The sequence below is a fragment of the Vagococcus silagei genome (genome assembly GCF_004795745.1).
Taxonomy (GTDB): Bacteria; Bacillota; Bacilli; order Lactobacillales; family Vagococcaceae; genus Vagococcus; species Vagococcus silagei.
In genome coordinates, this window is record NZ_SDGV01000033.1 from 1 (window position 1) to 17,584 (window position 17,584).

Annotated in this window: 15 protein-coding genes; all 15 read left to right on the forward strand. The window is 33.2% G+C overall.

The features are described 5' to 3' along the window. Positions 1 to 324: transposase (locus ESZ54_RS11610; RefSeq protein ID WP_162615058.1), on the forward strand; the 324-nt coding region annotated here is incomplete at its 5' end. A gap of 51 nt (positions 325 to 375) precedes the next feature. Then, positions 376 to 1,770: a cation:proton antiporter domain-containing protein gene (locus ESZ54_RS11615; RefSeq protein ID WP_136137820.1), complete on the forward strand. Its 1,395-nt coding sequence runs from the start codon at positions 376 to 378 to the stop codon at positions 1,768 to 1,770. A 156-nt stretch (positions 1,771 to 1,926) separates the two neighbouring features. Further along, positions 1,927 to 3,147: a serine hydrolase gene (locus ESZ54_RS11620; protein ID WP_136137821.1), complete on the forward strand. Its 1,221-nt coding sequence runs from the start codon at positions 1,927 to 1,929 to the stop codon at positions 3,145 to 3,147. A 100-nt stretch (positions 3,148 to 3,247) separates the two neighbouring features. Then, positions 3,248 to 4,354, forward strand: a complete 1,107-nt coding sequence (locus ESZ54_RS11625) for a DUF3810 domain-containing protein (protein ID WP_162615183.1) — start codon at positions 3,248 to 3,250, stop codon at positions 4,352 to 4,354. 174 nt (positions 4,355 to 4,528) lie between these two features. After that, complete coding sequence (gene rsgA, locus ESZ54_RS11630; RefSeq protein ID WP_136137823.1) at positions 4,529 to 5,482, forward strand: ribosome small subunit-dependent GTPase A; 954 nt, start codon at positions 4,529 to 4,531, stop codon at positions 5,480 to 5,482. A gap of 188 nt (positions 5,483 to 5,670) precedes the next feature. Continuing rightward, positions 5,671 to 6,858, forward strand: a complete 1,188-nt coding sequence (gene tuf / locus ESZ54_RS11635; RefSeq protein ID WP_136137824.1) for an elongation factor Tu — start codon at positions 5,671 to 5,673, stop codon at positions 6,856 to 6,858. 334 nt (positions 6,859 to 7,192) lie between these two features. After that, complete coding sequence (locus ESZ54_RS11640; RefSeq protein WP_136137825.1) at positions 7,193 to 8,422, forward strand: FAD-dependent oxidoreductase; 1,230 nt, start codon at positions 7,193 to 7,195, stop codon at positions 8,420 to 8,422. Then, positions 8,422 to 9,672 (forward strand): NAD-dependent dihydropyrimidine dehydrogenase subunit PreA, encoded by a 1,251-nt coding sequence (gene preA / locus ESZ54_RS11645; RefSeq protein ID WP_136137826.1) that lies wholly within the window; start codon positions 8,422 to 8,424, stop codon positions 9,670 to 9,672. The genes ESZ54_RS11640 and preA overlap by 1 nt, the downstream gene beginning before the upstream one ends. Before the next feature lie 123 nt (positions 9,673 to 9,795). Further along, positions 9,796 to 11,331: an amidase family protein gene (locus tag ESZ54_RS11650; protein ID WP_136137827.1), complete on the forward strand. Its 1,536-nt coding sequence runs from the start codon at positions 9,796 to 9,798 to the stop codon at positions 11,329 to 11,331. A gap of 189 nt (positions 11,332 to 11,520) precedes the next feature. Then, a complete protein-coding gene (locus ESZ54_RS11655) occupies positions 11,521 to 12,174 on the forward strand; it encodes a CatB-related O-acetyltransferase (RefSeq protein WP_136137828.1) in 654 nt (217 codons plus the stop codon). A gap of 137 nt (positions 12,175 to 12,311) precedes the next feature. Beyond that, a complete protein-coding gene (locus tag ESZ54_RS11660) occupies positions 12,312 to 12,752 on the forward strand; it encodes a hypothetical protein (protein WP_136137829.1) in 441 nt (146 codons plus the stop codon). 30 nt (positions 12,753 to 12,782) lie between these two features. Continuing rightward, positions 12,783 to 13,739: an NADP-dependent oxidoreductase gene (locus ESZ54_RS11665; protein ID WP_136137830.1), complete on the forward strand. Its 957-nt coding sequence runs from the start codon at positions 12,783 to 12,785 to the stop codon at positions 13,737 to 13,739. 256 nt (positions 13,740 to 13,995) lie between these two features. Continuing rightward, the gene (locus ESZ54_RS11670) at positions 13,996 to 14,853 is read left to right on the forward strand and encodes a hypothetical protein (protein ID WP_204249558.1); all 858 of its coding nucleotides are present in this window, start codon (positions 13,996 to 13,998) and stop codon (positions 14,851 to 14,853) included. A gap of 257 nt (positions 14,854 to 15,110) precedes the next feature. Then, positions 15,111 to 16,583 carry a ribosomal protection-like ABC-F family protein gene (abc-f, locus tag ESZ54_RS11675; protein ID WP_136137832.1) on the forward strand — a complete coding sequence of 491 codons (1,473 nt, stop codon included), beginning with the start codon at positions 15,111 to 15,113 and terminating at the stop codon, positions 16,581 to 16,583. A gap of 86 nt (positions 16,584 to 16,669) precedes the next feature. Continuing rightward, a complete protein-coding gene (locus tag ESZ54_RS11680) occupies positions 16,670 to 17,563 on the forward strand; it encodes a hypothetical protein (RefSeq protein WP_136137833.1) in 894 nt (297 codons plus the stop codon). The last annotated feature ends 21 nt before the right edge of the window (positions 17,564 to 17,584 follow it).

Genomic DNA, 17,584 nt, shown 5'->3' on the forward strand with positions numbered 1-17,584 from the left:
CCACTTCAAAAATGTCGTGAATGTCCACTATTTCATGAAAAAATATGTCAGAAAGTAATAAAAATCAAACAAAGTAGTGATATACGAAAATTTAATCATCCTGCACGCGGAACAAAAGCTTGGGAAAAACTATACGCGAAACGAAGTGCAGTTGAAAGAGTGAATGGCTATCTAAAAGAACATATGAAATTAAATGATACGACACACTATCAATCAGAAATTGTTCAAGTGGAACTATTATTGATTCAACTAGCTTATAATTTAAAGAATTTTGCAGCACAACGATTGTCACAAGAGAAATATAGAAAAGAACTAGTCGCTTAACTTCAAAAAACAATGATTTTGAAATTGGTCGAGTGTTTACTTTTCTAAAAAGTGAATTATGAAATTAGCTCAGGTATAATTTTAAGTTCACTAACCCTACAAATTATTCGTTGGTTAAGAAAACTAGGAATAGAAAATACAGTTTCCTTTATTTTACTAGAAATTCTGCTACCTTTTGGTATCTTTTTGGTTGCAGAAGCACTTCATGTGAATGGTATCTTGGCAGTCGTAAGCGCCGGTTTGGTCTATTCATTTAGTTATCAGAAATTTAATCCAGAAATTGCGCAGCTTCATGTTTTATCTAAAAACACATGGTCAGTTTTTACCTTTAGTTTAAATGGGTTAGTTTTTGTAATATTGGGCATGAAGTTGCCTAATGTCATTCATGTTGTTTGGCAGAATAACAATATAAATAATGGTACTTTAATCTTGTTTATTCTAAGTATTACTGGCATCTTATTAGGTATTCGTTTTTTATGTTTTTGGATTTGTCAAAACTTTGAAAAAAATGGAGAAGTGACTTTTAAAAGTCGTTTTCAACAAACAGCGCTCTATACGATTTCTGGCGTTCGTGGAACGATTACTTTAATCAGTGCGTTAAGTTTACCGTTATTTTTAACCGGTGATACACTCTTTAATGAAAGAGAATTGTTAATTAGCATTGCCGGTGGGGTTATTCTTACAACATTACTATTGGCTAATTTTACTATGCCTTTGTTTGCAGAAAAGAAAGTAAAAACAACTAAGCAATTAAGTAGTGAACAAGAAATTGCAATTTTACGTCAAGTTGTTACAGACTTGACAAAACAAATGACACCAGAAAATCAAGCGGCTATTCAGCGTGTAATCACAATGTATCGTGGTAGAATTTTACATCTGAATAAGGATGAACAATACCACACTAAACAAGAAGAACTGAAAGATAAAGTTTTGAAGTGGCAGTTTATTGATACATTGGACCAGTTACGTTTGAGAAAAATAGGGATTCAAGTTGCTTTCAGACACATGCGTCGTTTGAATAAAATTTTGTATCGCTTAACTCGTGACGAAAGTTATCGAAACAATATGTTTTACGGTCGCTTAATTCGTCAAAAGTTACGTTTGAAGACGTTTGTACCAGTTTCTCGTGATGAAAAAAGGCAACAAAGACATTATTTATTTAATAGTAATGCAAATTTTGTTGTTAAAAAATTACAAGAATTAGATCAACAAGAATATTCAGAAGAAATGATTAGTTTTTACTTAACACGCTATTTGAAACGAAGCGATGTTGATGATCAATCTGCACATGGAAATACGGATGACTGGTTAGCGTTTGCTATTCAATTAGAACGAGAAGCTGTACAACATGCATTTGAATTAGGTGAAATGAATCGAAATGATGTGAAATTGTATCGAGAAAATTTACTCGCAGTTGAAAGTACGCTCTCCTTTGATGAAGAGTAAATATTATAAGTATTAGGGCTTTAGTTAAATCTAACTCTAATACTTTTCTTATTTTAAAAAATAGAAATACACTGAAAACGCCTGCATAAATATGATATACTTGCGTTTGTGAGCGATGGATTTAGAAAAGATATAATTAAAGAAGGAAGGGCTACAATGTATCGAAAGATTTTTATTCTAATCAGCTTATCTGTGATATTGGTTGTATTATCTGCCTTTACTATTCAGGAATTAAAGCAGTTTAAAACCGCCAAAGCTGACTATGAACAAGTGACAAAAGCATCGACCAAAAAAGTTGTGAAGTCAAAGAATCGACCACGCACAACTGAAGCAACGACAACCGAAACTTCGCAAGCCAAAATCTCGGACGAACGTTCGATATTTGAAGAAGAACAAGTTTTAACAGAGGCTGTATATGCTAAGAAAACTCTTGAAGGCAGTGAAGTTGGGAAAGATATTTTACCTATCGGAACTGTTGTATCAGTTGAAAAGGTTGAAGGTAATGAAGATTGGGTTCAAATAAAAAGTGATCCTAAAAAAGGTTTCATTGAGAAAAAAATACTGAAACCAAGACAGTCTTATATTGATGAACGCGAAGACAAACGTCAAGCGAAGTTATCAAAACAAGAATTTAAGCAAGTTGTTGATCAAAAGTTAAATCATTTTGTTAAAGAAAAAGGTGGCAACATCAGTATCTATGTTGAATCAACAGATGATAAATTTTCGTATAGTTTTTATGGTGATGAGGTTAAAAGGACAGCAAGTAGTATTAAGTTACCTTTTATTGCTTATTTAATGACTTTAGTTGATCAAAATAAAGTTGATTTAAATCGTCAGTTAACCTATACAGCTAACTACAAAATGGACGGAACTGGAATCATTCAATTTGAACCAATTGGCACGCAGTATTCGATTGGAAAGCTTGCAGAATTAGTGATTCGTTACAGTGATAATGTGGCTTATATTATGTTGTTAAATTATTTAGGCGAGAGCAATTTTATTCAATATTTGAAAGAGTTAGATCCTAATTCACCAAATAATCGTGCTCATTCTACATCGATAATATTAACCAAAGCGATGGAATATGTGAATGAAAATAAAGATAAGTCAACTAACATAATGACCCTTTATAAATGGTTACAAACCAGCATCTTTGATGATGGCGTTGCGGTTGGGTTACCAGGAGTGGATGTGAATCATAAAACTGGCTGGATGCCAATGTACGCTGTAAGTAATGATATTGCACTTGTTAAAGATAAGAAGAATCCTTATTACATCACAATAATGACAACTGGCTATGATCAATCATATAGTGAACTTGTTATTGGTGATTTGGCGAAAATTATTGATGATAATATGTTAGAATTAGCAGTATAATGGTGAAAGACAGTTCGGAAAATGTGAACTGTCTTTTTTTAGTGTGGCGTTTTAAATTTTGTTAAAAATAAAAGTTAGGATTGATGGAGGTGTAAAAAGTGTGAGAAAGAACCAACAGTCAAAATATTTTCTAAAAAGACTATGTGCTATTCCGCTAGCCGTATTAACTTTTCTTTTTTTGAATTTTGCTAAAAGAAATTCGGATTGGACTGAAAAAAGATACAGCCAAACTATCTATCCGAACTTAAAAAAAATAATAGGCTTTATTCCTTCTAAATTTTCGCTTTCATTTTTTGAGTTCATCATTCTCTTTTCCATAATCATGACAATTATATCTCTAGCTTATTTTATTTACAGTTTAAAAAGTAAACGTAGTTCAAGACAAATCATCATTTATCGTTTTTTGACAGGTATCATAACCGTTGTTTGTTTTGTTTATATTACTTTTACGTTTACTTGTGGCTTAAACTACTATCGCTATTCTTTTACCCGCTATCTTGACTATGATAAATATGAACCCACTCAAACTGATTTAGAAGAAATGATTATTTACTATGGCAGTAAATTAGATGCTGAAAAAATAAACTTATCAAACCAGTTGAGTTATTCATTCGATGAAAATGCAAAAGAATCAGTTATTGCTATGAATGAATTAGCGAATGCTTATCCAATATTAGGAGAAGTTGATTATTTTCAACCTAAGGCCCTAGTGAGTTCGAAGTTCTTTTCAAAAGCTGGAATCGCAGGGCTCTTTTTCCCATTTACGTATGAATCAAATATTAATGTTGCGATTCCAAACTATATGATCCCAGCAACCATGACACATGAATTGGCACATCAAGCGGGTTTTATGAGTGAAGATGAGGCTAATTTTATTGCCTACCTTGCATGCGTGAATTCAAAAGATACACAAATTAGGTATAGTGGTTATTTTTTTGCGTTCACTCAGTCTATCGTTAGATTGAAAAAAATTGATTCTAAAAAGGCAATTGATTTGGAATCACGATTATCGGATTCAGTTAAAACTGACCTTAACTTTTATCGCGACTATCTTAAATCTCAAGCAGGTTTGATACAAACGATATCGCTAAAAATGAATAATGGTTATTTGAAAGCTAATAATCAAACCAATGGTGTAAAAGATTACAATCAAGTAGTTTCGCTACTACTATTGGACTTCAAAAAAATGATGCAAGATCTTAACTAACTTGTCTTTTTGTTTTATCTAATAAACAGGAGCATGATATAATAGTATTGCGCAGAAACTTGCGACAAACTTTTTGTAAAGGAGAGATGTTTTATGAGCAAAGTAAAAGAAGTAGTAAAAAATAATGGAGGTTTCTCATTTTAGTGCAAACCTCTGAATTTAATGGAGGGTTACATGGAAAAAACAAAAGGTATTGTCGTGTTTCAAGGACAGGATATCTCAAAAATTAAGCAAGAAGATGGTTCAATTATTAAAGGTCGCGTATCAGGTAAATTTAGGCAACAAGTTCTTCAACCTAGTGATTATCCTGTGGTTGGAGATGAAGTTTTAGGCTATTTGGCTGATGAAAATCAAATGATTATTGAAGCAATTACACCTAGAAAAAGCTTTCTTCAAAGAAAAGTTGCAGGTAACAGACAAGATGAGCAGGGTATCGCAGCTAATGTATCGACTGTTTTTATTACAACGAGTGCTAATCAAGACTTTAACTTATCACGGTTAGAACGTTTCACAACAATTGTTTGGGACAGTGGAGCAACACCAGTCCTTGTTTTAACCAAAACAGATTTAGTTTCAGAAAGTGAATTAGAAGTACTGGTTAAAGAATTAGAAACATATTTTTACGGTATTTCAGTTTGTGTAACAAATTGTTTTACACCGGTTAATGAGGATTTAAAGTCATATTTAAAAAAAGGTGATATTATCGCTTTTATTGGATCATCTGGTGTTGGTAAATCAACTTTATTAAATCAGTTACTTGAGGATGATATTCAAGCAACTAAGGAAATTAGAGAAGATGATGCGAGAGGAAAACACACCACTACGAGCCGGCATCTTTTTACACTACCAAATGGTGCCATGGTTATTGATACACCAGGTATGAGAGAAATCGGTTTAGGAACGATGTCGTCAATGGCATTTGATCATCAATATCAAGTCATTTATGATTTAGCAAAGAGTTGTCGATTCTCAGATTGTAGGCATCAAAGTGAACCAGGTTGTCAAGTCAAAGAAGCAATTGAAACAGGCAATTTAGCTGAACATGTTTTTAAGAGCTATTTAAAAATGGAGCGAGAATTAGCTTTTTTAAAAGCTAAAGAGGAAAGAAAGAATCGTAAAACAAGATAATATTAAAAGAATAGTTGAAGGAACAAAATCTTTTGGAGATTTTGTTCCTTTTTTTACGAATGTACGTTCGTGAGCATTAAATTTGTTTTTCCAAAAATGTGGGTGTATGATAAACACATGAAGGTCAGATATGGTCAAACAAATCACGATACCTTCAAATAAAAACGTGCAAACAGGAGGTTTGTAGTATGGCAAAAGAAAACTATCAAAGAACAAAAGAACATGTAAACATCGGAACAATTGGTCACGTTGACCACGGTAAAACAACTTTAACAGCAGCAATTACAAGTGTATTAGGAAAAAAAGGCCTCGCAAACCCAACTGATTATGCAAGTATTGATGGCGCGCCAGAAGAACGTGAGCGTGGTATTACAATCAACACTTCTCATGTTGAATATGAAACCGAAGCTCGTCACTATGCGCATATTGATGCACCCGGTCACGCGGACTATGTAAAAAATATGATTACCGGAGCTGCGCAAATGGATGGTGCAATTTTGGTCGTATCTGCGACAGATGGTCCAATGCCACAAACAAGAGAACATATTTTACTATCTCGCCAAGTTGGAGTTAAATACTTAATCGTCTTTTTAAATAAAACAGATTTAGTTGACGATGACGAGTTAATAGATTTAATTGAAATGGAAGTTCGTGATCTTTTATCTGAATACGGATTTCCCGGTGATGACACACCAATCATTAAAGGCTCAGCATTAAAAGCAATTGAAGGCGATCCAGAAGCCGAAGTAGCGATTATGGAGTTAATGGATACAGTTGATCAATATATTCCAACGCCAGAACGTGAAATTGATAAACCATTTTTAATGTCAGCAGAAGATGTATTTTCAATCACAGGACGTGGTACTGTTGTCTCTGGCCGTATTGAAAGAGGTATCGTAAATGTTGGTGATGAAATTGAGATTATCGGCATTAAAGATCATATTCAAAAGGCAGTTGTGACAGGTATTGAAATGTTCCGTAAAACCTTAACGGAAGGTCAAGCTGGTGACAACGTTGGTTTGCTTTTACGAGGAATTACACGTGAAGATGTTGAGCGTGGAATGGTTCTAGCCAAACCGGGTTCTATAACACCGCATACTAAATTTAAAGCTGAGATTTATGTTTTGAGTAAGGATGAAGGTGGTCGACATACACCATTCTTTACCAATTATCGTCCACAGTTTTACTTCCGTACCACAGATGTAACGGGGAATATTATTTTACCAAATGATGTTGAAATGGTAATGCCTGGAGACAATGTGACAGTTGATGTCGAATTGATCCATCCAATTGCCATTGAAAAAGGGACAACATTCTCAATTCGTGAAGGTGGTCGTACAGTTGGCTCAGGAATGATTACAGAAATTAATGGCTAAAAATATTGAAGTCTCAGGGATTGTATCCCTGGGATTTTTTTATTAACGAATTAGTTATAAGTAATAAAAATTCTTTTTAATTAGAATAATTATTGTTCATGTTAGTAGATGATAATCATTATAATTAATAGTTATATTAATGTTATTTTTTTGCGGAAATATGTTGAAATTATGATTTAAAGAGAGTATTATATTAACTATAGTACATATTTTTATTATTTGTTGATAATTATTATAATTTATATTAGTCGCTATTATTTTTTTGGTCACACATGTGAAAAACATCACAATTAGAAAAGAAAACTATAATGAAGATAAAGTGAGGAAGCTTAATATGGATAATAAGTATTTAGAAGAAATGGAATCATCTTTTTCAATGCTGACAATTATGGAAGAAGCTGAAAGATGTCTCCTTTGTTTGGACGCACCTTGTTCAAAAGCTTGTCCAGCGGATACAGATCCAGCAGCATTTATTAGAAGTGTTCGTTTTAGAAACTTTAAAGGCGCAGCTGAAACAATTAGAGAAAACAATGCGTTAGGATCAATTTGTGCAATGGTATGTCCTACTGAAAAATATTGTGAAATGGGTTGTTCTAGAAGCGAAATCGATCGCCCAATCAATATTGGTGGTATTCAAAAGTTTGTAACTGACTTTGAACAAAAAACAGAGATGGAAATCTTAAAAAAAGGTGAACCAAATGGCAAGAGTATTGCAATTGTCGGCAGTGGTCCTTCAGGCTTACAAGCAGCAGCATCTCTTTTACAATTAGGCTACGCTGTAACTATTTTTGAAAAAGATGAACAAGCTGGTGGTTATTTACGTTATGGTATTCCGGAATATCGTTTACCAAACGCAATTGTTAATTATGAAATTTTACGTATCGTTAATTTAGGTGCTGACATTGTTTATAACACAACGATTGGTAAAGACATGTCAATGGACGATTTAAAAGCTAAATTTGATGCTGTCATTGTTGCAATTGGCGCAAGCAAAGGAAAAATGCTTGATATGTTCGAAGGCAATGAAAATGTTGAGACTGCTGTTTCATTCTTAGCGCGTGCCCGTGATAACCGTGGTGACATTGAACTACCTAAAGATGCATTAGTTATTGGTGGTGGGGATGTGGCAATGGATGTTGTGACGTCATTAAAATTATTAGGCGTTAAAAATGTAACGGACGTTGTTTATGAAGAGTTTTGTGAGTTTAAAGCCTCTAAAAAAGAACTTGCAGGTGCACAAAAACAACATGTCACAATTATTGATGGCTACTATCCAGTCGCAGCAGAAGGTCATACTGTGACTTTCAAACACCGTCATTTGAATAATGAATTAAAAATTGAAGCAGAAAAAATTATCTTAGCTGTTGGCCAAGAAGTGGTTGCTGACAATTTAAATATTGAAACAGAAAATAATCAAGTGAAAACACCAGGCTATAAAACGGCTGATAAAAATATCTTCGTAACTGGGGATATTGTTCACGGTGATATGACTGTTGTGTGGGCAGTTAAAAAAGGAAAAGAAGTGGCTGCTGAAATTCATGACTTTTTAGGAGGAAACAACTAATGATTAATAAAGATTTATCTATCGATTTTTTAGGTGTAAAATTTGAAAACCCATTTTGTTTATCATCTTCTCCAGTTGGAAATTGTTATGAAATGTGTGCGAAAGCCTTTGATGTGGGTTGGGGTGGCGTTGTTTTTAAAACAATAGGACCTGATCACTTTGTTGTTGACGAAGTATCACCACGTTTTGATATCCTGACAAAAGAAAATACACCTTTTGTAGGTTTCAAAAATATGGAACAAATTGCTGAACACTCTCTAGAAGAAAACCTAAGAGACTTACGTCGCTTGAAAGAAAACTATCCAACTAAAATCGTGATTGCTTCTATTATGGGAACGAACGAAGAAGACTGGGAAGAACTTGCTCGCTTAGTTGAAGAAGCTGGCGCAGATATGATTGAAATGAATCTTTCATGTCCGCAAATGACTTCTCATGCGATGGGTTCTGACGTTGGGACAAGCCCAGAGCTTTGTAAAAAATATTGTGCTGCTGTAAAACGTGGTTCTAAATTACCAATGATGGCTAAGATGACACCAAACGTTACCGATATGGTTGTCGTTGCCAAAGCATCTATGGAAGGTGGCGCAGATGGTATTGCAACTATCAATACAATTAAGTCAATTGCAAACGTTGATTTAGATCGTAAAGTAGGTTTACCAGCTGTAAATGGTAAAGGTGCGATTTCTGGTTATTCTGGTAAAGCAGTTAAACCTATTGCATTACGCTTTATGCAACAATTAAGAAGTGCTGAAGGATTTGAAAATCTACCAATCTCTGGTATTGGTGGGATTGAAACTTGGGAAGATGCAGTTGAATTTATTCTTTTAGGTGCATCAACACTTCAAGTGACAACAGGAGTTATGCAATATGGTTACCGTATTGTTGAAGATATGAAAAATGGTTTAATGCATTACATGGAAGATCAAGGCGTTGATCGCTTAGAAGATCTTGTTGGTTTAGCAACTCAAAATATTATTCCAGCAGAAAACTTAGACCGTGACTTCAAAGTGTATCCTGTTATTGACTTAGACAAATGTATCCAATGTGGTCGTTGTTATATTTCATGTTTCGATGGTGCGCATCAAGCAATTGTTTGGGATGATGAAACACGCTTACCAGCTTGTGACACTTCTAATTGTGTTGGGTGTCATTTATGTACCTTAGTATGTCCAGTGGGAGCAATCAGTAAAGGTATTGTTGAAATGAAACCAGGGCGTAAAGGAAAAGCTGAAGATAAAGTAATCATCTAAAAATTGTCATTAAAACTTAAATAAAAACGGGCTGGCGTTATGTTAGCCTGTTTTTTTGACGTCAAATAGATAATTGTATGATACGATTAGAATAGGTAAATTTGTGTTGAATGGAGGGATTGTATGAAACGATTTTGGCTATTTATCAGTGGCATTTTTATGCTTGGAGGACTAATTATTGCAGGATTAGCATTTTTAATTGTTTTAAATCAAAATCCAATACCGGCCAAACGTTTAACGACAAATATGGAACATATGAATACAGTGATCGATAAACAATTATCTGGAATTAAACCAGAAGTCATTAAGGGAAAAGAACATTTAATTAAAGAAAAATCAATTCAAGAGCTGCAAGAAAATATCGCAGCTGGAACGATTACTTATGAAGATATTACGGCGTATTATCTTTATCAAATTAAAGAGACTGATCAAATAAAATCGGGAACAAACGCTATCAGTGAGATTAATCCAAACGCAATTCATGAGGCAAGAAAATGTGATGAATCAAAAGATAACAATCAACAAATGTTCGGCATGCCAATTCTTATAAAAGAGAATGTTAACACGAATAATATGCCGACTAGTGCTGGAACGGTAGCTTTAAAAAACTTTATTCCAAAAGATAATGCCCCATTTGTTAATCAATTAAAAGAAAATGGCGCAATTATTTTAGGAAAAACTAATTTATCAGAACTGTCATATTGGTTAGATAAAGATGCACCGAGTGGGTTTAGTGCTAAAAATGGTCAAACGCTTAATCCTTTTAAGCCTGGTGAACTCAGTCCATCTGGCTCTAGTTCGGGAAGTGCTGTAGCCATGGCAACAGATCTTGCTGCAACTTCAATCGGAACGGAAACAGTGGGCTCCATTGTCTCTCCTGCTAGTGCGAATTCCGTAGTCGGTTTTAAACCAAGTCGTCAACGCATTTCAAATGAAGGTGTCGTACCAATTTCTTCGCGCCTTGACACAGTAGGGCCAATTACAAGAACAGTTGAAGATGCACTAATTACTTATAATGCTGCAACCGAAAATCAAATAAAAATATCACTTGATAAAAACTATTTAAAGGATAAAAAAATAGGTATCGGCATAGAGTCAGGTTCTGAAAATGATGTTTTTGTTGATAATCTGACTCAATCCTTACAAGCAATGGGAGTGAAGGTGATTCAAGTCGAAGTCGATTCATCTCAGATTGATGCAGACTTTATTATGAAGAATGACTTTGAAGCAAGTTTTACAGAGTACTTAACAGAATATGACACCCCAATTAAAACATTGAATGAGTTAATTGCATTTAATAAAAGAGACACACATTCAAGAATTCCCTATGGTCAAGATTTGTTGCAAAAATCGTTAAACTTTAAACATCGAGACAATAAAAAAGCAGAAAAAATCGTGAAACAAGCTGAAGATGAACTAAATAAACTGCTTGATGAATATCAATTAAATGCATTAGTATCCATGAATGAGAAAAATGTTTTGCTATCAGCAGTTGCAGGTGCACCGGAATTATCTGTTCCTTTTGGTTTAATCGATGAAATACCAGTTGGTGCAACTTTTTATTGTGCGCCTGATATGGATGAAGAATTAATTAAAATAGGCTATAGTTTTGAACAGCATACCGAATTGAGAGAAATACCTTCTCTAAAAAAAGATTAAGAAAGATCCATTTTTTTTTGCATTTGTAAATAAACTACGTTAAGATACGTGATGTATTCACAAAATCGTGAATCAATTCAATTAAAGTTAGGTGAAAATGATGTACCGTAAATTACGTCAATTAAAGCAAGTTTCAGTTGTAATTGGCTTCTAAGTAAATTTAGATTAAAAACTTAGGAGCGAATAAAAATGGAACAAAATAAATTCAACAAATGGTCAGATACACAATATTTAGCCGACTTGGTTACTAATTCGATGATTGAGGTGGGTAAATATTCCTATTATTCTGGTTATTATGAAAACCAAAATTTTGAAGATGGTTGTGTGCGCTATTTATGGGGAGACCCGAAAACCAGAGCCAGTTTTAATCCGATTGAACAATTTGATTGGCATTTAGATCGTTTGATTATCGGTAATTTTGTCTGTATTGCAAGTGGTGCTATTATCTTAATGGGTGGTAATCATAATCATCGTTCAGATTGGATTACTGTTTATCCATTTGCGGATCATGTGAAAGAGTCGTATCAAGCAAAAGGTGATACAGTCATAAAGAGTGACGCGTGGATTGGTATGAATGCCATGATTATGCCAGGTATTACCATTGGTGAAGGTGCGATTGTTGCGTCAGGCTCGCTTGTGACCAAGAATGTTGAACCGTATACCATCGTTGCTGGCAATCCAGCTAGACTCGTTAAAAAAAGATTTTCAGAAACTGAAATTGAAAAACTTTTAGAGATGCGTTGGTTTGATTGGTCGGATGAAGAAATTAGAGCAGTAGAATCAATTCTAATGAGTCATTCGATTGAAGACTTGTACCAATATTATTTAAATCATATTAAATAAAAGATATTTGAAGGAAACTTGTTTTTACAGGTTTTCTTTTTTTGTTTTTCAAGCAGTATAAATGATAAAATGATATGATTAATATACAGTTAATAGTTTAAATGTTTTTTTATTAAAGTGTATCGGAGGTTCTAGCAGTGCCCGAAAATAAAAATAATGCGTTATTATTTAATAAAGTGATCTTAATTATCTCATTGGTTTTTAGCTTTGTGAGTTTGATTACTTTAGAGATTACTAATTTTCCTTCTGAAATTCACATCCCAATTTTTATTGAGAGTGTCCTTCTGATTATTATTTCATTTGTCTTAGTTTTTGATGCACCAAAGTTTAGCCAAAAAGTTCGAAAAATGGCTAAAGTTATCTATATATTCCTTATGATATTATTCTTTATAGCATCGTTGACTTATGCTGTAATCTATTCTTATCTCTTTTTTTCAATGGGATTACCCTATGAAAGAGTATATTTTGGATTCTATCAAGTTATATTTATGATTTGGTTAAATTTTTTGTGTGGTGTTGGAACATTCATCATTACAATTTTTGGTGATAAAATCGGTCGCGGTAAAAATCGTTACTAAGTAAAAACTATTTTAAAAGGAGTGTTAAAGATGTTTAAGGGAAAAGCAATTGGGTTTGATCATTATGGAGAGGTTGACGTGTTTGAAGAACGAGATTTAATTTTTAAATTAACCGATAAAAAACCAATCTTAATTAAGGTTGAACGTGCTGCACTTAATCCTATTGATATTTCAATTCGCAAGGGTTTATTAGCAAATGGTAGACCACTAAATCGTTTTAGAGTTTTAGGAAATGAAGTACAAGGAGAAGTTATCGCCTTAGACCCATCAGTAACAGGTTTTTCAATAGGTGATAAAGTGATTGCCTTAGTACCAAGTGGTGGAAATGCAGAGTATCTAGCAGTAGCAGCTAAAAATGTCTTCAAAATTCCGAATGAGATGCCATTAGAAATAGCTGCAAGCTATCCAATGGTTGCAGAGACTGCCTACTGGGCATTAAATCCATATTTTTATGAGTTGAAATCAGGGGATACTCTTGCAATTATAGGTGCTTCGGGTAGTGTTGGAAGCTTAGTTTTACAATTTGCCCGTTCAAAGAAAATTACGATCATTGCGGTTGCTGGAAAAAATAATTCTGAATACGTTAAAAAACTAGGGGCTGATATGGTGGTAGATTATCGCGATCCTATAGCAGTGAACGAACATGCCAATCAAGCGGATTTTGTCATCAACGCGTCACTTTTTAATTCTGGAGAAGATGTAGGTGTAACACTGGTTAAAGAGGGTGGTACCCTATTAGGATTAAATGGTGTACCTGAAAAGGTTTGTAATAAGCGTGTTACCATGAAAAATTTAGACCGTACGAAAGAGATGACTTATCAGAAAGCAATACCGTTTGTATTAGAGTTCTATCGTCAACATGATGTTGAGTTTCAAATTGATCGTTCAATGCCGTTAACATTAGAAGGTATTAAAGAAGCCCATCATCTATTTGAAGACAAGAAGACTTCAGGAAAAATAGTATTGGAAAACCCAACAATACATTAAAATTAGCTGCATCAAATATAGCTAAAGTGATAGGGGATTAATAATGATTATTTTATATTTATGTATAGGTATCGTATTTTTTATTTTAATACCAACATTCTGTTATTACCTTATTCAAAGAGGTTTAACATATTTGGTGACAATGAATAATATGGCGAAAACAAATTTCTTAAAATGTTTATTTTTTTTTGATAAACATCGCCTTGTTTTGAATATCTATATATTGTTATCGCTAATAATAGGTATATATGAAACGTTGAGAATTTTTCTGTTTTCAGGTGCCTATTTTTGGTATGCGATTTTATCGTTTGGTTTGTATATCGTTCCATTTATCATTCCCATTGGAAGCATACTCTTAATCAATCAAAATAAAATAAATCCAAACCCTAAAATGATCAATGTCTTTCACTTTGTCGGCTGGATTACACTATTTTGGGCTTTCGCATTACTATTTTATTCTCATCCATTTGTGTACACAGATGAAGGTGGTATTGGAAAAGAAGAAATTAGTGTTGTATTTAAAAATATTGCAGGTCTAGGCTTACTGGGGAATGGCTTTATTCAAATGATTTATCTAGCAAAATATAATAATATTATCGCACAAATTGAACGAGGTCGAACGGATGATGAGAGACAAAAATTCTCAACTTCGATAAAAAATAAACTTTCAAACATATTTATTTCTTTTAAGCCTTTTTTCTTTTTAGCAGTAAGTCCATTATTTTTAACTCTGATCACTCTTGTCGCGGCTAAAATCTTGGATGTTGGTTTAGAATTATTTTTATATCTAACTATAGAAGCAGTCTGGCTTTCAGTTATTTCATGTTTGCTGTTATTAAAAAAAATTAAAATAAACAAATTATATAAAATTATTAGTTATACGATATATACTATTGGGATGATTATCTTTCTGATTGGTTCATGGACAATTTTGATTGAATTCACACAATCATTCAAATTTTTTAATGAAATTGCTGGAGGTTACCTTTGGTATAATTACGCTCGTCTTATTTTAAGTTGGTATCTTTTTATTGCTGGTGTTATGTCATGGGGATTATCAGTCGTTTTATTTCTAAAGAATCAAACCCGAAATTCACTAGATAAGTGCAGCTAAATTGACATAACTTGCGGTTTTAGTTAATTCATGTTAAACTAAAAAAAAGCAGAGATAGGAGAATTAAAGATGCCAGGGAGAATTCGACTTTTTATTGAAGTAATCAATCAAATCAAATAAATAATAAAAAGTCTTAGAATCGCAAATCCAAGGGATTAATCTGTGTATTTTTAATTTAAAAATAACGAAATATTAACAAAAGGATAGTCTAGGACTGTCCTTTTTTTGCGTTCTTTTAGACTTAAAAGGAGTATAAAATGAACGGATTAGTTTTACAAATAAAAAATTTAAGAAAAACTTTCGATGGTCGAGACATCTTAAAAGTCAAACATTTAAGTGTTTATCAAGGCAGTCGAATTGCTATAATCGGGACAAATGGTTCGGGAAAGTCGACACTTTTGAAACTCATCGCCCAAGAAATCTTACCTGATGAAGGGCGTATTGAAAGTCATGTTGACTTTAGTTATTTTGCCCAAATAGAAAAATTGACGAAGAAAAATGTAAGTTCAAACCTAGATGGTGAATGGCTAAGTCGTTTTAATGTTCCTAGTAAAGTTTTGTTAGAGATGAGTGGGGGAGAACAAAACAAAGCCCGTTTGATTCAAGTTTTAAGTCAGTACCAAGAAGGTATGCTACTAGACGAGCCGACAACACATTTGGATGAGGAAAGTATTCAGCAATTATCTGATGAGTTAGAGTATTATTTTGGTACACTTATTTTTGTCAGCCATGATCGTCATTTTATCAACCGTGTTGCTACAAAAATTTGGGAAATTGAGGATGGTAGAGTAAATGAATATGATGGCGATTACGAGTCATATTGCAGACAAAAAGAACAAATCGAACGCGCACAAGAAAATCGATTCAACCAATATCAACGTGATAAACAGAAATTAGAAAAAACAATTGAAAATAAAGAAAAACAAGTCATTAAGTTAAAGAAAGTGAGCACCAAACAACATCAGAAAAATATTAAACCTTCGCGCCTATCTGCAAGTAAATCAAAAGATAGCGTCCAAAAAGCTGCTGAGAAAGCTAAAAAAGTTGTCGAGCATCGTTTACAACAACTTGAAAAAATAGAAACTGTTCAAAAAACAAGAAAGGTTTATTTTCCAATTCCGCAGCAACTTCAAATTCATAGCCAATATCCAATTCGTGGTGATGAGATTTCCCTCATAGTGGGTGGAAAAGAATTGATTCAGCAATCCAATTTTGAATTTAAAATGGGTAGCAAAATAGCACTTATTGGTGCAAATGGTAGTGGTAAAACATGTTTACTAAACCACATTTTAGAAAATGGAAAAGGCATTTATTTGTCTCCTAAGGTTGTATTTTCAACTTATGAACAACTTTCTTACCAGTTTGATGAAGAGGAGGATATTTTATCATATGTAATGATGCAATCTGACTTTGATGAAGTGAATGTAAGAAGTGTTTTACATCGATTGGGTTTTACTCAAACTTCACTCATGACAAAAATGAAGCTGATCAGTGGTGGGGAAGCAACAAGAATTGCTCTGGCATTAGCTTTTTTACGCCCAGCAAATGTTTTAGTATTAGATGAACCTACAAATTTTATTGATTTAAAAACAATTGAAGCTCTGGAAGAATTAATTAAAGCCTATCAAGGGATGGTTATTTTTGTTTCGCATGATCAATCATTTATTAAAGCATGCGCCGATGAAGTTTTTAGAATTGAGAAACAGCGATTGATTCATGAAAAATATTGAGCTAATTAATAAATGAGTAAGAAAACTTTTATACATAATGATATAATTTGTATTAAAAGTATGTTGTGGTTGGAGGGTGTTTTAATGTGGAAAGTCTGAAACGAGAAAAGCAGATAATTTTTTTTATTAAATTGCTTTTAATTGTGTCGCTAATTTTAGATACAACTGGTATCGTTGCTATAGCACAAGTTGGTGTTCGCACACCAGAATTTATTTTTTTGATTATCCAAAGTGTTTTGTTAATCATATTTTCATTTTTGCCTATAATAGGTAGTTATAGTCCAAAAGAAAGTGTTCAGTCTTTGTTTAGCGTTTTATATACTGTCGCCATGGGAATATTTGTTATCTTTTCTATTTTTTTAGTAGGTAAGTACTCAGTAACCTACTGGTTTTTTTTCAAAAATATTTCGGAATTATATTTTTGGCAAATAATTCAACTATCTATTAGTTGGCTAAACTTAATTTGTGGAATTGGTTCTTTTGTTTTAACAGTGTTTCGTGAAGAATTAAGTCAAACACGCCGCGATAAAGACAATAAACTTAAAATAGAAGTTTTATTGTTGAAAAAAATTAAGAAAAAGTATGTGGTTGTCTTAGTGGTCTTATTAACGATTATGGCAGGGGCGTTTTTACCAAAAATCTATGTCGATCATAAATTAAAAACGTATTTGTATGAAGAAAAGAAGATACCTAAAGACGAAGTGATTGTTATTGATAAGACGAAATTTGATTTTAAATATCAAATTTTTCGAATTAATGTGTCAACCGAAAAAGATATGAAGAAGTCGAAAGAAAACTTAAAAACTGAAAGAAATCCTAAACGCGCTTATCGCTTAAGCAAATTTTTATTTGATGGTCAAATTTATTACTATGGTGTTTTTGACCAAACGATTGATCAACCTCAGGATGTATTAAAGCGTGAATTAGTTTATCCTCCTACTGATAAAGAATTAGGGACTACTGGTCAGATATTAGATTAGTTTAACAACAAAAAGAACCTC

Bases quoted from the DNA above. Each gene is read 5' to 3' on its own strand.
- ESZ54_RS11665 (WP_136137830.1), top strand. From the start codon at position 12,783: ATGTTTAAGGGAAAAGCAATTGGGTTTGATCATTATGGAGAGGTTGAC.
- tuf (WP_136137824.1), top strand. From the start codon at position 5,671: ATGGCAAAAGAAAACTATCAAAGAACAAAAGAACATGTAAACATCGGA.
- abc-f (WP_136137832.1), top strand. From the start codon at position 15,111: ATGAACGGATTAGTTTTACAAATAAAAAATTTAAGAAAAACTTTCGAT.
- ESZ54_RS11640 (WP_136137825.1), top strand. From the start codon at position 7,193: ATGGATAATAAGTATTTAGAAGAAATGGAATCATCTTTTTCAATGCTG.
- ESZ54_RS11650 (WP_136137827.1), top strand. From the start codon at position 9,796: ATGAAACGATTTTGGCTATTTATCAGTGGCATTTTTATGCTTGGAGGA.
- ESZ54_RS11620 (WP_136137821.1), top strand. From the start codon at position 1,927: ATGTATCGAAAGATTTTTATTCTAATCAGCTTATCTGTGATATTGGTT.
- preA (WP_136137826.1), top strand. From the start codon at position 8,422: ATGATTAATAAAGATTTATCTATCGATTTTTTAGGTGTAAAATTTGAA.
- ESZ54_RS11655 (WP_136137828.1), top strand. From the start codon at position 11,521: ATGGAACAAAATAAATTCAACAAATGGTCAGATACACAATATTTAGCC.
- rsgA (WP_136137823.1), top strand. From the start codon at position 4,529: ATGGAAAAAACAAAAGGTATTGTCGTGTTTCAAGGACAGGATATCTCA.